We start from the raw sequence: 15,259 nt of genomic DNA on the forward strand, positions 1-15,259 counted from the left end.
TGCGGATCGTGCCCCCCCACATGCCCGTGCCCGGCCCATCACCGGGCGCCCCGGCGGCGAGCGGTCCGCCGGAGAACAACGCTCCGCCCGCAGCGCCCGCTGATCCGCGCCCCGCCGATGAGACCCTGCGTCCCAGCCAGATGGGCTCGCACGCCAACCTCGTCGGCCACGTCCTCGCCGATCGCTATCGCCTGCTCAAGTTGATCGGCGAGGGCGGCATGGGCTCGGTCTACCAGGCCGAGCACATCACGATCGGCCGCAAGCTCGCCGTGAAGGTGCTCGCCCCCGAGTACTGCGACAGCCCCGAGGTCGTCGCCCGCTTCCTCCAGGAGGCCCGCACCGCGTCGATGCTGCACCACGAGCACATCGTCGACATCACCGACTTCGGCTACACGAAGCAAGGCCTCGCCTTCCTGACGATGGAGTACCTCGAAGGCGAGGACCTCGCGACCCTGCTGCAGCGCGAGGGCCGACAGCCGTGGGCCCGCCTGCGGCGCATGATCCTTCAGGTCTGCCGGGCGCTTCACGCCGCGCACGAGAAGGGCATCGTGCACCGCGACATGAAGCCGGACAACTGCTTTCGCATCAAGCGCGGCGGCAACCACGACTTCATCAAGATCCTCGACTTCGGCATCGCCAAGGTCATCGCCGACGGCCAGTTCGGCGGCCGCGACGACAAGCCGAAGATGGCCACCGAGGCCGGCACCCTGCTCGGCACGCCCGAGTACATGGCCCCGGAGATCGCCCGCGATCAAAAAGCCGATGCCCGCGTCGACGTCTACTCGCTCGGCATCCTCATGTACGAGATGCTGACCGGCAACGTGCCCTTCAAGGGCCACACCTTCATGGCCACCGTCGCCATGCAGATGGTCGATGAGCCCGTCCCGCCGAGCGTGCGCTGCCCCGAGGCCTCGATCCCGCCCGAGATCGAGAACGTGATCCTCATCGCCCTGCGCAAGGACCCGAACGACCGCTTCCAGAGCGTGCACGAGCTGGCCGAGGCGCTCATCGACGCCGACCGGGCCCTGCGCATGACCTCGCAGGGCCTGCCCGCGCTGCACTTCGAGTCCGGCGAGTACAGCTCCAACACGGGCCCCGCGACCAACCCCGGTGGCCCCGGTGGCCCCGGTGGCCCCGGTGGTGGTTCGGGCGTCGGCGACAGCGCGATGCTCCGCAGCGGCGTCCGCGGCCCCGAGGGCGAGGGCTCCGTCCTCCGCAAGTCGCAGATCCGCAGCGCCAGCGACGAGAGCAACAAGCTCGCCAGCAGCAGCCGTCACCAGCCGCCCCGCTCCCCCGGCAACACCGGCGCCCAGAAGGCCCTCACCGGCCAGCCGATCGCACCCGAACCGGACGCCGACGCCGACGCCGACGCCGACGCCGACGCCGGCGCGATGGCCCGCCCGAACCCCTACCGCGCGCTGTCCGTGCTGCTCCTGCTCGTCGTCGCCGGCCTCGGCGGCGCCATCTGGTACCTGCTGCAGCGCATCGAGCCGCCGGCCGAGTCGGGCCCCGCCGGCGAGGTCGCCCCGCCGCTCGACACCGCCGGCGCCCAGGTCCCCGTCCCCACGATCCCCGTCGACCCCGGCCACCCGAGCACCACGCCGCCCGAGCCCGTCCCGCCGGTCGCCGTCCCCGAAGATCCGATCAAGCCCGATCGCCCGAAGAAGAACCCGCCCGCGGCGCCCACCGACGCCAGCGACGCCGAGAAGCAGACCTACATCAACAGCCTGCTCGCCGACGTGAACCGCTGCGCCAACAGCAGCAAGCTCCCGCGCCAGACCGTCAGCTTCCTGCTCGAGATCGAGGAGAGCAACGGCAAGGTCAGGGCCAACCTCGAGTCGCCCCAGGGCAACGCCGAGTTCGCCAGCTGCGCCGAGAAGGCGATCGCCCGCAAGCGCTTCAAGAAGGGTCGCAAGTACATGACCTTCCACGCCAACCTGAAGCTGTGATCGCGTCTGTCCTTCGCCGCCGCGCCCTGCTCGCCGGCGGCCTCGGCCTCGCCGGCGCCGCCCTGCTCGCCCGGCCGGCCCGCGCCGCCTGGGGCAGCTTCCCCGCGGACCTCGCCGACCTCGCCCTCCCGCCCGATCGCAGCCCACGTCGCCTGCTCGAGCTCAACGTCTACGGCGGCCTGTGCCCGTGGGACACCTTCTACTGCGCCCCGAGCTGGGGCCTCGCCGACCACCGCTACCTCCACGCCTTCGGCGACGCCGAGCTCGCCGCCCGCCTCGACGCGTGCGGCGTCCCAGCCGAGCTCGCCCGCCCCTTCGCGGAGGACACCGCCGGCGAGCTCATCCACCTCGGCCCCTGGACCGCGCCGCTGTGGTCGCGCCCCGACATCCTCGCCCGCACGCGGGTCCTCGTGCTGCGCCACGATCAGTTCCCCCACGCCACCGCCGTCCCGCTCGCCCTCACCGGCGCGCGCCTCGGCGACCCCACGCTCGCCGGCAGCGGCGCCGCGGTCGAACGCTTCTTCCGCGAGCGCGACGGCGGCACCCGCCCGCGCGCCGCCGTCGTCCACCCCGGCGACCTCTCGCGCTTCGACAACGTCCAGAGCGCCCTCGCCGTCGGCCTCCACCCCGGCGCCGCCCGCCCGCTCGAGCTCCCCCTGTCCCGCCTCCCCGATCTCCTCGACCTGCTCGCGCGCCCCGCCACCGCCACCCACGGCCCCGCCCACGACGCCGCCGTCGCCGGCTACACCCGCCGCCTCGGCGCCCGCCTCCGCCGCCCCGACGGCGCCCCCCTGCGCGCCACGGAGCTCGGCATCTACGCGGCGATCGACGCCGGCCGCCGCGACGCCGCCGCCCTCGCCGAGCTGCTCCCGCCCTCCCTCCTCGGCGTCGCTCTCGGCGACGCCTGCGGCGAGCAGTCCCTCTCGATCCCCGGCCTCGGCGCCCGCGTGGCCACCCACCTGCTCACCCGCCCCGACCCCGCCCGCTACGCCCTCTGGGTCGACGCCGGCCTGCGCCCCACCCTCGACGGCGGCCACGACACCCACCGCGATCACCTGCTGTCCGCCGCCACCAACTACACGCACACCTTCCAGACCCTCGCCGACCAGATCAATCGCCCCGACGAGCACGACCCGAACAAGCTCGACCTCGCCGACACGCTGATCGCGATCACCAGCGAGTTCGGCCGCAGCCCCGACCGCGAGGACGACCGCAACGGCCTCGGCCACTGGCCCGGGGCCCACGTCGCCGTCCTGATCGGCGGCCCGATCGACGCCCCCGCGGTGGTCGGCGCGATCGACCGGGACAGCGCCCAGGCCATCGACCACGCCAGCCCCGCCGAGCTGCGCATGGCCCTCCTCCTCGCCCTCGGCATCTACCCCTTCGACCTCGGCGGCTTCACCCCCGACGCCGTCCGCGGCGCCAGCGACCCCCGCAGCGCCCTCCTCCGCCTGCGCACGGAACTCCTGGGGGTGCCCCTGTGACCCGCCAACCTGTCCCATGGGCCAGCCCATCCGAACCTGTCCCAAGCGCCAGCCCCTCCGCACCGCGCCTGGCGACCCTGGTGCTCGCCCTCGCCGCCTGCGGCGACGACCTGCGCGCCCCCTTCGCCGACGACGACCCCGAGCTCCCGTCCCTCGCCCCCACCGAGCCCGCTGCCCGCTCGCCATGCCCCGGCGGCGACGCGGCCTTCGCCTTCCGCGCCCTGCGCCTCATCGAGGGCCGCCGCCCGCTCGGCGTGCGCGAGCTCGAGGTCCTCGCCGCGATGATCCGCGAGCTCGACGCCGCCGGCCTGCCCGGCCGTCGCCTCATCGCCGAGGGCCTCGCCCAGGGCCCCCGCTACACCGCCCGCTGGCACAGCTTCCTGCTCGACCACCTGCGCGTCCCCAGGCTCGGCGAGACCAGCTTCGCCGCCTGCCACGGCAAACCCGGCCCCGCCGCGGAGAGCCCCGCGCTCGCGCTCCACCTCCGCGACCACGGCCCCGAGGTACCTGTCCCCGAGGACATGTCCGAATGGTCCATGGCCGACCTGTTCCCCAGCGCCCTCGCCCTGGACGACCTCCGCCCGCTGCTGCGCGCCCAGATCCTCGCCCGTCAGGCCCACCCCGTCGGCGGCAACAACGTCGCCCCCGCCGAGCTCGAGCGAGCCCGCCGCGTGTTCCTCGGCCGCGGCTTCGAGGCCGCCTACCTCGGCCGCCGCCTCGAGTGCCTCCCCTGCCACAACAGCGACGCCAGTGTCACCGACCACCCCGACCCCGCAAAGGACCGCAGCTGGCCGGTGCTCCCTGGCCTCGAGGCCGCCGTCTACGGCCCGCTCGCCGCCGCCGACGAGGCCAGCGCCTACGCGGCCTTCCGCGTCGCCGGCTTCGTCCACGGCCCGCTCGCCCCCTGGGGCAGCCGCACCTGCGGCGACCTCGACCCCGCCCGCAGCGACCTGCTCGCCAGCGCCGGTCACCTCGCCGGCCCGCTCCCGCCCGGCGCCCACGCCCTCGACCTCGAGGCCCGCCTGCGCCGCGGCCTCGACCACCTCGCCGCGCACGATCTCAACGCCGCCAGCGACGACCCCGAGGCCGCGCTCGCCGGCCTCGTCGCGCTCCAGCTCGCCGACGCCGTGTGGCGCGAGGCCAGCGGCCGCAGCCTGGTGCTGCCCCACGGCCAGCCGCGCAACCGCGAGCAACAAGCCGTGCTCCGCGAGCTCGCCGACGCCCTCGTCGACCACGACTTCTCGCTCCGCGCCACAGTCGTCGCCGCCCTGCTCCACCCCGCCCTCGACCTCGCCGAACCCAGCGCCTGCGGCGAAGCCCTGCCGCCGATCCTCGACCCCTTCAACGCCACCAACCACGGCGACGACGGCCTGCGCCGCGAGGACCCCTGGACCCTGCTCGACACCGCCGCCCACGCGCTCGGCTGGCGCACGCCCAAGCGCTTCCCGCTGCCCTTCGGCTGGGAGGACGAGACCCTCGTGCGCGCGCTCGGGGTCTACATCGACGACAGCGAACCCGGCCACCGCGGTCAAGATCTCGTCGCCGTCCTCGCGTGGGAGCGCAGCGTCGCCACCGGCCGCGATCCGGGCTGGCTCGGCGCCCCCGCGATCGACCACAGCGACACCGACGCGATCGCCCGCCTCGTCGCCCTCGCCCGCGACGACCCGGACGCCACTGTCGAGCACGCCGCCCTCGCCCTCCACGACCGCATCCTGCAGGAGCCCGAGCTCAGCGACCGCGCCCACCGCGACGAACTCACCGCCCTGCTCGCCGTCCCGCTGACGACCCGCGCCGCCGACCTAAACGCCGCCGACCTCGACGCCGCCCTCCGCCGCCTCGCCGGCGCCCTCCTGATGAGCCCGCAATTCACCCTCGCCGGCCTCACCCCGCCGCCCTGGTCCGCCCCGCCCCGCCTCACCTGGCCCGAGACCACCACCGCGGCCCTCTGCGAGCGCCACGCCGCCGCCCTCCCCGACCTGGCCTGGCGCTGCGACGGCCCCGCCCCCACGCTCGCCCGCTGAGCCGCACAGGACCTGTCCCGAAGGTCAGCCACCGACGAGCGACGCGGACCTGCCCCGAAGGACAGCCCCGCGTCCATCTCCGCCTCCGGGCTCACTTCGCCGGCGGCAGCGCGATCTGGTCGCGACCCTTGCGCTTGGGCTTCTCGGTCGGCTTCTCCTCGGCCTTCTTCTTGTCCTCCTCGGCCTTCTTGTCGGCCGCGGCCTTGTCCGCCGCTGCCTTGTCCGCGGCCTTCTTGTCCGCCGCTGCCTTGTCCGCCGCCTTCTTCTCCGCGGCCTTCTTGTCCGCCGCCTTCTTGTCGGCCGCCTTCTTGTCCGCCGCCGCCTTGTCCGCCGCCGCCTTGTCCGCCGCCGCCTTGTCCTCTGGCGTCGTCTCGACCGGCTTGGTCTCCTCCGGCTTGGTCTCGACCGGCTTGGCCTCGACCGGCTTGGTCTCCTCCGGCTTGGCCTCGACCGGCTTGGCCGCGTCCGGCGGCGGCACACCGAGCTCGGTGGCCAGGTTCGGGTTCACCGCACCATTGACGATCGTGTAGGCGATCGCGCCCGTGAGCGCGAGCCCGCCGACCGCCGACCCGACCAGCACGCCGGGCCCATTGACGCCCGCGCGCGCCTGGTAGGCCGCCAGCCGCGGCGAGCCGGGATACTTGCTGACCAGCTCGCCGAACAGCGCCGACGGATCTCCGCCGCCCGCCACCGCCACCGCGGCCGCCAGCGCCGCCTTGCCCTCGTCGTCGGCCGTGTTGCCGATGCCCTGCACCGCCATGTGCACCACCCCGACGCCGCCCACCTCGGTGATCCACGCCGTCCCGCTCGACAGCGGGGCCAGCAGCGACAGGGCGCTGCGCGCCTGCTCGGGCTGGTACTGCGCCACGTTCTTCAGCACCGCGTCGAGCCCCCGGCGCAGCGACGGCCCCTGCAGCGCGTCGACCGGGATGTGCATCATGAAGTTGACCCGGTTCGCCTTCAGGTCGTCGGCCAGCGCGTGCGGCAGGCTGGCCAGCGTCGCGTCGACGCTGCTCGCCGCGACCATCTTGCCGACGTTGTCCGCGTCCGGTCCGACCACCATCGCCAGCGAGCCCTCGGCCGCGAACACCCACCCGTCGAGCCCGAGCCCAACCAGGTGCTTCAGCGTCGGCGCGGCGTCGATCCCGGTGACCCCGAGGTGCGCCGCCTTGACCGTCTCGCTGCCGATCTTGAGGTCGACCAGGTCGAAGCTCAGCTTGCTCGCGTCGATCCCGGGGATCGTCGTCGGGATCTGGGTCTTGAGCGCCGCTGCGCCGGCCGTGATCGCCGCCTCGATCGGCTTGGTGTCGCTGAGGCCGAGCCGCATCTCGAGCGCCGCCGGGTCGCTCGATCCGCCGAAGAACACCTCCCCGTTCCACGCCCCCATCACCCCGTCGAAGGGCGGCGGCACGGCGCCGAGCTGCGGCGACTGCTTCTTCATCTCGTTCACGTCGGTGCGCGCCCACAGGAAGCCCGCGCCCGGCTGGGCGAAGCGCAGCGTCGTCGACGGCCCCGGCTCGAGGCTCGCCATCGCCTGCTTGATGTCGTCGCCGTCCGCCGGCAGCCCGATGTGCACCACCCCCGCGCCCGCCGGCGTCGCCGCGCCCACGTGCACCCCGCCGTTGTCGGGGGAGAACGCCAGCAGCGACAGCTCGTCGAGGTTGACCCCCGGCAACCCGGCCGTCGCCGCGTCGCGCCGCTTCTTGCCGTCGCCGGGCTTGTACGCCTTGAGCACCGCCTCGCTGTCAGCGCAGCCGACATAGCCCGGCGCCGCGTCGATCGCCTGGCACACCATCTTGTCCGCGTCCGGCAGCTTGAGCCCCGTCAGCAGCCCCTTCACGCCGTCGGCCTTGGCCGCCGACACCAGCAGCACCGCGCTCGATCCACCGGACGCCGTCTGCGTCATCACCAGCCCGCGCGACAGGTCGATGCCCGCCGTCTCCAGCTGCTTGCGCGCCTCCAGCAGCCCGGCCTTGGCCGCCGCGAAGCCGCTCGCCACCTCCGGCGCCCCGACCAGCCCGACCAGCGTCTGCACCGGCCCGTCGTAGAACTTGAAGGCCTCGTCCCCGAGGTCCAGCAGGCTGCTCGGGTTGCGCACGATCACGAACTCTCCGGTCGAGTCGGCGTGCACCAGCCCCAGCATCTCGTCGAGCGTCACCGCGTGCGTCTCGGCCACCGGCTTCGGCATCGCCGTCGGCGCGACCACCGGCGGCGTCACCGTCTTGGTGTCCACGGCCACGACCGGGTCCGGCTTCTTCTCCTCCGGCTTGCCGTTGATCATCTCCTGGACCTGTTGACAGGCCAGCGGGGCGGCAGCGGCGAGCAGGACACACGACAACGCGATGGGGCGAGAGACGACACGGGGCGACGACATGCGGCGCAGCATACAGGGTTTGTCCGGCACCTGTGCGCTCCCCGGACCTCGCGTGAGCGCGCCCCGACCCACGCCCCCGAGCCCCTCCACCCTGCCTCCGGACCGCCTCCGATCCGCCCTCCGATCCGCCCTCCGATCCGCCCTCCGATCTGGGCAAGCGCGCGCCGACCTGCCATGCTCCGCCGCGTGCTGCCTCGCCCGCTGCTCCTATCCGCCGCGCTGGTGCCTGCCGTAGTCCTGTCCGCATGTCCAGGAAGCCCCGCCCCTTCCGGCCTCGAACAGCGTAACGCCACGCCCACACCTGTCCCTCAGGACAGCCCAAGCAACCCGCCCAAAGGCCCATCGGGGGGCCCATCCGCGGGCCCTGCACCTGCAGCCACACCCTCGCCGCCCGCCGCGGTCCCGGGCCAGCTCACCGCCGAGCCGCCCGCCGGCACCGAGCTCATCCCCGTCCGCCTCGCGCTCAAAGAGGGCAGCGTCTACCAGATCACCACCATCGCCATGGTCAGCTTCACCAGCGTCAAGCCGAGCGGCTTCGCCCGTGAGGAGCGCATCGAGCTGGACCAGTGCGAGGGCGAGGGCGACGCCCGTCACTGCCGCCTCAGCCACAGCTACGTGCACTTCGAGGCCGAGCCGCCCAACGGCCGCATCTTCGAGGGCGACGAGCGCAAGGTCGACAAGCTGGTCACCCGCCACACCCTGCGCAGCAACGGCGCCCGCGACGGCGAGACCGAGGTCAGCGGCCCCGCCGAGCAGCAGAGCAGCCCCGAGGGCCTGGCCCTGCACGAGGTCCACCGCTTCTTCTGCATCCGCTTCCCCGACGTCCCGATCGGCGTCGGCGCCAAGTGGAAGGACGTCTGTCACATGCGCACCGGCGGCGTGGTCGACACCCGCGAGGTCATCTGGGAGCTGACCCGCGTCAGCACCGACGAGCAGGGCCGCCGCCGCGCCGACTTCACCTACCTCGGCAACTACCTCGCCCCCGGCGAGCAGTCGCCGCGCACCGGCACCGTGCAGGGCATCCTCCACTTCTTCCTCGACGTCGGCGAGCCGCACCTGATCAAGGAGCAGATCGTCACCCGCCGCGATCCGCAGAGCAGGTTCGAGACCGTCACCTCCGCGACCTACCAGTTCGGCAAGTTCAGCACCGACAAGCAGGGCAAGCCGATCGTCGTGCGCAGCGACGGCGAGCCCTTCCCCGAGGCCGCACCCGCCGTCGACGCGAACATGACCCCCGCGCCCACCGCGAAGAGCCCCAAGAAGCAACCAAAGACGAAGCCCGCAGAAAAGCCCGCAGCCAAGTAGAGCGCCCGCTCAGCCGCGCACGAAGTCCAGCGCGCGCCAGCTCAGCCGCCGTCGACGCGCACGAAGTCCAGAGCGCCCGCTCAGCCGTCGTCGACGCGCACGAAGTCCAGCGCGCGCCCGCCGTTGCCGACCCGGATCTCCCCCGTGAGCGCCGAGTCCTCAGGATTGATCAGGACCCACCCGTCACCCTGCCCGCCGCGCCCGTCCTGCCAGGTGAAGCGCGCCAGGTTGCCCGCGATGCCCAGCTCGCCCACGGTCACCAGCGGCTGCTGCATGTTGATCACGAAGCTCGTCGCGCCGTCGTCGCCGACGAACTTCCCGTAGTAACGCCGCGGCCCGACCGTGTCCGCCTTGCTCAGCGACTTCACCGCCAGCGCACCGAGCACGCCGTTGCTCTCGCCGACCCACTCGCCGGCAAAATCACTCGCCTTCCCATACGCCTCGGCCACCGGCGTCGACGGATCGACGCCGCTCCCCGAGGCCCCGACGCGACACCCCGTCGTGGCGATCGCCACCCAGAGGACGCCGAGCATGGCGCGCGAGCGGGACATGAGACGCGAGTGGATACCACCTGCCCCGCCGCCCCGACCAGCGCGTCCGCAGTTCGTCTGTCCAGCGGTGGCAAAAGTCACGTAAACGCGGCCTGCGGGCCGCGAACGCACGCTCGCCAGCCTTTCCGCCGCCGCGCCGCCCGTCTACAATCCCGCCCCGACCATGCGGGCTTCGTCGCCATCACGCGCGCTCAGCCTCCTCACGGCGGTCGCCGTCGTGGTCGCCACACAAATGATCGTCCCGGCGATCGTCCCGGCGATCGTCCCGGCCGTCGTCCCGTTCTCGGCTGTCGCGCACGCCTCGGCCGCCGCGCCGACCCCGGAGCCCGACCCGCCGCGCCGCGAGACCCCCGACGACCCCACCGACGCCCCGCCACCGTCACCGATCAGCCCCGAGGCGGTCACCACCGGCAGCGAGCCCCCGCCGCCGACCACGCCCACCCTCGGCAAGCCGCTCCACGACGCGCCCCGCCCCGGCACCCGCGACCAGCCCGCGATCGTCGCCCCCGCCAACAACGTCTCGCCGCTGTCCCCCACCGCCGGCATGGGCGGCCGCATGATGTCCACCACCGACCCCGAGGCGCGCCGCGCCAAGGCCGAGCTCGAGGGCACCTCGCTCGACAAGCGCGCCAGCGCCGACGTCCCGAAGCGCCTGCCGCCGCTGCAGCGCCACGCCTGGTGGTCGATGTTCGGCGCCTTCGCCCTCGGCAGCGCCGCCGGCGTGTTCGCCGGCCTCGCCGAGGTCCAGGAGGACAAGGCCGAACGCCTGGCGATCACCCTCGACAGCATGACCGGCTCAGCCCTCATCTACAGCGACGTGCAGTCCGAGTACGAGCAGGTCCTCCGCGTCGGTCGCCGCGACGCCGCCGTCGCCAAGGGCCTCATCGCCGGCGCCAGCGCCTTCCTCGTCGCCGGCGTCGTCCTCTTCATCGTCCAGGCCGTCAAGACCCGCAAGGCCACGGCCAGCACGACCCGACGCGTCGGCCTCACCCGCGGCGGCCTCGAGGTCCGCTTCTAGCCATGGCCCGCCCCGCCGCCGCCGCGCCCGCGCGCACAACCTGGCCTTTCGGACAGCTGCTCGGAGGCCCTCGCTTGCGCGCTGTCTCAGGCCTGGTCCTCGGCCTCGCCAGCGCCACCCTGTCGGCCTGCTTCAACCCGCCCGCCGACGCGGTGCTGTTCGCCTGCACCCCCGACGCACCCGCCTGCCCGGACGGCTACACCTGCGCCGACGACGGCTGCTGCCACCGCGACGGCAGCGACCTGAGCGCCAACGCCGGCGCCTGCGGCCTCGGCGGCCCTGGCACCGGCGGCCCTGGCACTGGCCCTGGCACTGGCACTGGCACTGGCTGGCACTGGCACTGGCTCTGGCACTGGCTCTGGCGGCCCCACCAGCACCACCGGCACCACCGGCACCCCAACCACCACCGGCACCAGCGACGGCAGCAGCACCAGCAGCGCCACCGACGCCAGCACCACTTCCAGCACCAGCTCTGGCACCGGCCCCCTCGGGGCCTGACGCCGAGCCCCGACCCCAGGAGCACCTTGGCACTCAAAGACCTGTTTAGCAGCAGCGGCCGCAGCAAGAACCGCCTCGACCGCCACATGCGCGCCGTCATCAACCAGTACGGCCAGTCCGCCGAGCGCTACCACGCGATGCAGGAGCTGCTGGAGATCGGCACCATCCCCGCGATCGTCGGCCTGATGCGCCGCTTCACCATCAACTCGAGCAAGAGCATCGAGGACGAGGAGGAGAAGAACTGGCTGTCCAAGCGCCTCAGCGACCTCGACAAGGGCCTGCTCCTCAGCGCCGCCCGCGAGTTCTGCGTCAACAACGACAACATCGCCTGGGTCCTCCGCATCGTCGAGGACCGCGCCAACGGCCGCGAGGAGTGGGAGCTGTTCGACGCCCTGCTGGAGAAGCACCCGCCGGTCTACGAGCGCGACCCCGCGAAGAAGCTCCAGCTGCTCACCCACATCGCCGAGATCGAGGACCCCCGGGTCACCGAGATCCTCCTGCGCTACCTCGCCGACCCCGACGAGACCGTCCGCTTCCAGGTCGTCGACAGCCTGCTCGACATCGCCGACGACAAGCACCCGAACGAGGCCCTGCAGGACGCCCTCACCGCCCGCCTCGCCGACCCCAGCGAGGACTCGCTGCGCCTGCGCACCAAGATCCTCACCGGCCTCGCCCGCCTCAAGTGGGACCTCTCCGCCTACAAGGAGCGCATCGTCGCCAACCTCGGCAACGAGCACAGCTTCGACGGCGCCCGCATCAAGGAGCGCTAGCCACATGCCACGCCGCAGCGACCTGCGCAGGATCTGTGTCCTCGGCTCCGGCCCGATCGTCATCGGCCAAGCCTGCGAGTTCGACTACTCCGGCACCCAGGCCATCAAGGCGCTGCGCGAGGAGGGCTACGAGGTCATCCTCGTCAACTCCAACCCGGCCACGATCATGACCGACCCGGATCTGGCCGACCGCACCTACGTCGAGCCGCTCACCCCCGAGTTCCTCGACCGCATCCTCGCCGCCGAGCAGCCCCAGGCGATCCTCCCGACCGTCGGCGGCCAGACCGCCCTGAACCTCGCGCTCGAGGCCGGCCGCCAGGGCATCCTCGCCCGCCACAACGTCGAGCTCATCGGGGCCAACCTCGCCGCCATCGAGAAGGCCGAGGACCGCGACCAGTTCAAGGCCGCGATGCTGAAGATCGGCCTCGACGTCCCGCGCAGCGTCTACTGCCACTCGCTCGCCGAGGCCCGCGCCGCCCTCGAGCAGATCGGCTTCCCCGCGATCATCCGCGCCAGCTTCACCCTCGGGGGCAGCGGCGCCGCCATCTCCTACAACCGCGACGAGTTCGAGGCCCACGTCGAACACGCCCTGGGCGAGAGCATGCGCCACGAGATCCTCATCGAGGAGTCCGTGCTCGGCTGGAAAGAGTACGAGCTCGAGGTCATGCGCGACACGAAGGACAACTTCGTCGTCGTCTGCTCGATCGAGAACCTCGACCCCATGGGCGTGCACACCGGCGACAGCATCACCGTCGCCCCCGCCCAGACGCTCACCGACAAGGAGTACCAGCGCATGCGGGACGCCGCCCGCGCCTGCGTCACCGAGATCGGCGTCACCTGCGGCGGCTGCAACATCCAGTTCGCCGTCGACCCGCAGTCCGGGCGGATGATCGTCATCGAGATGAACCCCCGCGTCTCGCGCTCCTCGGCCCTCGCCTCCAAGGCCACCGGCTTCGCCATCGCCAAGTTCGCCGCCAAGCTCGCCGTCGGCTACACGCTCGACGAGCTCACGAACGACATCACCCGCACCACCCCCGCCAGCTTCGAGCCCAGCATCGACTACGTCGTCACCAAGATCCCCCGCTTCGCCTTCGAGAAGTTCTCCGGCACCGACGAGACCCTCACCATCCAGATGAAGTCCGTCGGCGAGGTCATGGCGATCGGCCGCACATTCCAGGAGTCGCTCGGCAAGGCCATGTGCAGCCTCGAGACCGGCACCCACGGCTTCGACCTCCAGGCCGCCGACGCCACCGCCGCCAGCGTCGAGGCCCTGCTCGGCCGGCCCCACCCGACCCGCCTGTGGCACGTCGGCGCCGCCCTCCGCCTCGGCGTCTCGATCGAGCGCGTCCACGAGCTGACCCGCATCGACCCCTGGTTCCTCGACCAGATCGCCGCCGTCATCGCCCTCGAGGCCCGCGTCCGCAGCACCGAGCTGCTCGCCCCCCCGCTGCTGCGCACGGCCAAGCGCGCCGGCCTCAGCGACCGCCGCCTCGCCGATCTGCGCGACGTCCCCGAGGCCCAGATCCGGGCCCTGCGCCTCGCCCACGGCCTCCGGCCCGTCTACAAGCGCATCGACACCTGCGCCGCCGAGTTCGCCGCCCACACCCCCTACCTCTACAGCACCTACGAAGAGGAGGACGAGGCCGACACCAGCACCCGCCCCAAGATCGTCATCCTCGGCGGCGGCCCCAACCGCATCGGCCAGGGCATCGAGTTCGACTACTGCTGCTGTCACGCCGCCTTCGCCCTGCGCGAGGCCGGCTTCGAGACGGTGATGGTCAACTGCAACCCCGAGACCGTCTCGACCGACTACGACACCTCCGACCGCCTCTACTTCGAACCCCTCACCCGCGAGCACGTCCTCGCGATCCTCGACCGCGAGGCCAGCACCGGCCCGATCGTCGGCGTCCTGGTCCAGTTCGGCGGCCAGACCCCCCTGCGCCTCGCCGCCGACATCGAGGCCGCCGGCTACAAGCTCCTCGGCACCTCCGCCGAGGCGATCGACAAGGCCGAGGACCGCGGCCGCTTCGGCGCGCTCGTCGACCGCCTCGGCATCAAGGTCCCGCGCTGGGGCGTCGCCCGCTCGCCCGCCGAGGCCGAGACCATCGCCCGCGACATCGGCTTCCCCGTGCTCGTCCGCCCGAGCTACGTCCTCGGCGGCCGGGCCATGCGCGTCGTCTACAGCCCCGCCGATCTCGACGAGTACATGCGCACCGCCGTGCTCGCCAGCCCCGACCACCCGGTCCTGGTCGACGAGTTCCTGCACAACGCCACCGAGTTCGACGTCGACGCCGTCGCCGACGCCAGCGCCGTCGTCATCGCCGGCATCATGGAACACATCGAGGAGGCCGGCGTGCACTCCGGCGACTCCGCCTGCTCGCTGCCCCCCGTCAACGTCGCCCCCGCGATCCTCGACGAGATCCGGCGCACCACCGCCGCCCTCGCCCGCGAGCTCGGCGTCGTCGGCCTCATGAACGTCCAGTTCGCCCTCCAGGGCGACACCCTCTACGTCCTCGAGGTCAACCCCCGCGCCTCGCGGACGATCCCCTTCGTCGCCAAGGCCACCGGCGTCCCCTTCGCCAAGATCGCCGCCCGCGTCGCCGCCGGCGAGTCGCTCGCCAGCATGCACCTGCACGAGCGCATCCCCAGGCACGTCGCCGTCAAGGTCTCCGTCTTCCCCTTCAACAAGTTCGCCGGCGTCGACACCATCCTCGGCCCCGAGATGCGCAGCACCGGCGAGGTCATGGGCGTCGCCGACGACTTCGGCGCCGCCTTCCACAAGGGCCTGCTCGCCGCCGGCATGCGCCTGCCCCAGTCCGGCCGCGTGTTCGTCTCCGTCCGTGACGCCGACAAGCACGCCGTCCTGCCCGCCGTCCGCCACCTCCAGGCCCTCGGCTTCGAGCTGGTCGCCACCCGCGGCACCGCGACCTTCATCCGCGCCGCCGGCCTCGCCTGCAGCGCCGTCAACAAGGTCAAGGAGGGCCGCCCCCACATCGTCGACGCCCTCGTCAACGGCGACATCGCCATGGTCATCAACACCACCGTCGGCGCCCAGGCGATCGCCGACAGCTTCAGCATCCGCCGCACCTCGCTGATGCAGCGCGTGCCCCACTTCACCACCATCTCCGCCGCCCTGGCCGCCGCCCACGCGATCGCTGCGGCCCGCGCCGGCGAGAAAACCCTCGTCGCCCGCACCCTGCAGGACTATCATCGCGTGCCCGGGGACCTCCCCGACGCCGCCCAGGCCAGCCGTACCGGCTACCGCGGCGACTCGCCCTGAGCCCACCCG

At 72.9% G+C, this 15,259-nt stretch carries 9 protein-coding genes; 7 read left to right on the top strand and 2 right to left on the bottom strand.

Annotated features, from left to right (window positions below; all coding sequences use genetic code 11):
• The first annotated feature begins 20 nt into the window (after positions 1 to 20).
• The 3 genes from IPJ59_RS20145 to IPJ59_RS20155 are packed head-to-tail and all read left to right on the top strand — an operon-like array spanning position 21 to position 5,454.
• Complete coding sequence (locus tag IPJ59_RS20145) at positions 21 to 1,949, top strand: serine/threonine protein kinase (RefSeq protein ID WP_293272929.1); 1,929 nt, start codon at positions 21 to 23, stop codon at positions 1,947 to 1,949.
• Positions 1,946 to 3,433, top strand: a complete 1,488-nt coding sequence (locus IPJ59_RS20150; RefSeq protein WP_293272930.1) for a DUF1501 domain-containing protein — start codon at positions 1,946 to 1,948, stop codon at positions 3,431 to 3,433. The genes IPJ59_RS20145 and IPJ59_RS20150 overlap by 4 nt, the downstream gene beginning before the upstream one ends.
• Positions 3,430 to 5,454 (top strand): hypothetical protein, encoded by a 2,025-nt coding sequence (locus IPJ59_RS20155; RefSeq protein WP_293272931.1) that lies wholly within the window; start codon positions 3,430 to 3,432, stop codon positions 5,452 to 5,454. Before IPJ59_RS20150 ends, IPJ59_RS20155 begins: the two co-directional genes overlap by 4 nt.
• 91 nt (positions 5,455 to 5,545) lie before the next feature.
• Here the strand turns inward: IPJ59_RS20155 and IPJ59_RS20160 are convergent, their stop codons facing one another.
• Positions 5,546 to 7,828, bottom strand: a complete 2,283-nt coding sequence (locus IPJ59_RS20160) for a hypothetical protein (protein WP_293272932.1) — start codon at positions 7,826 to 7,828, stop codon at positions 5,546 to 5,548.
• Between the two features lie 222 nt (positions 7,829 to 8,050).
• Between IPJ59_RS20160 and IPJ59_RS20165 the strand changes: the two genes are divergently transcribed.
• The gene (locus tag IPJ59_RS20165; protein WP_293272933.1) at positions 8,051 to 9,133 is read left to right on the top strand and encodes a hypothetical protein; all 1,083 of its coding nucleotides are present in this window, start codon (positions 8,051 to 8,053) and stop codon (positions 9,131 to 9,133) included.
• Between the two features lie 80 nt (positions 9,134 to 9,213).
• Here IPJ59_RS20165 and IPJ59_RS20170 read toward each other — a convergent pair whose 3' ends face one another.
• On the bottom strand, positions 9,214 to 9,684 hold the full coding sequence (locus IPJ59_RS20170; RefSeq protein ID WP_293258151.1) for a hypothetical protein: 471 nt from the start codon (positions 9,682 to 9,684) through the stop codon (positions 9,214 to 9,216).
• 163 nt (positions 9,685 to 9,847) lie between these two features.
• Between IPJ59_RS20170 and IPJ59_RS20175 the strand changes: the two genes are divergently transcribed.
• The 3 genes from IPJ59_RS20175 (at position 9,848) to carB (ending at position 15,250) form a co-directional block, all read left to right on the top strand.
• Positions 9,848 to 10,702, top strand: a complete 855-nt coding sequence (locus tag IPJ59_RS20175) for a hypothetical protein (RefSeq protein ID WP_293258153.1) — start codon at positions 9,848 to 9,850, stop codon at positions 10,700 to 10,702.
• A 74-nt stretch (positions 10,703 to 10,776) separates the two neighbouring features.
• Entirely contained in the window at positions 10,777 to 11,970 is a 1,194-nt protein-coding gene (locus IPJ59_RS20180) for a HEAT repeat domain-containing protein (RefSeq protein ID WP_293272934.1), read from the top strand.
• Between the two features lie 4 nt (positions 11,971 to 11,974).
• Positions 11,975 to 15,250: a carbamoyl-phosphate synthase large subunit gene (gene carB / locus IPJ59_RS20185; RefSeq protein WP_293272935.1), complete on the top strand. Its 3,276-nt coding sequence runs from the start codon at positions 11,975 to 11,977 to the stop codon at positions 15,248 to 15,250.
• Positions 15,251 to 15,259 lie beyond the last annotated feature (9 nt).

Origin of the sequence: Nannocystis sp., assembly GCF_016714285.1 — a bacterium.
Classification (GTDB): domain Bacteria; phylum Myxococcota_A; class Polyangia; order Nannocystales; family Nannocystaceae; genus Nannocystis.

What these genes read in the sequence shown, in the direction of transcription:
- IPJ59_RS20175 (WP_293258153.1), top strand. Translation starts at nt 9,848, where the DNA reads ATGCGGGCTTCGTCGCCATCACGCGCGCTCAGCCTCCTCACGGCGGTC.
- IPJ59_RS20145 (WP_293272929.1), top strand. Translation starts at nt 21, where the DNA reads ATGCCCGTGCCCGGCCCATCACCGGGCGCCCCGGCGGCGAGCGGTCCG.
- IPJ59_RS20160 (WP_293272932.1), bottom strand. Translation starts at nt 7,828, where the DNA reads ATGTCGTCGCCCCGTGTCGTCTCTCGCCCCATCGCGTTGTCGTGTGTC.
- carB (WP_293272935.1), top strand. Translation starts at nt 11,975, where the DNA reads ATGCCACGCCGCAGCGACCTGCGCAGGATCTGTGTCCTCGGCTCCGGC.
- IPJ59_RS20170 (WP_293258151.1), bottom strand. Translation starts at nt 9,684, where the DNA reads ATGTCCCGCTCGCGCGCCATGCTCGGCGTCCTCTGGGTGGCGATCGCC.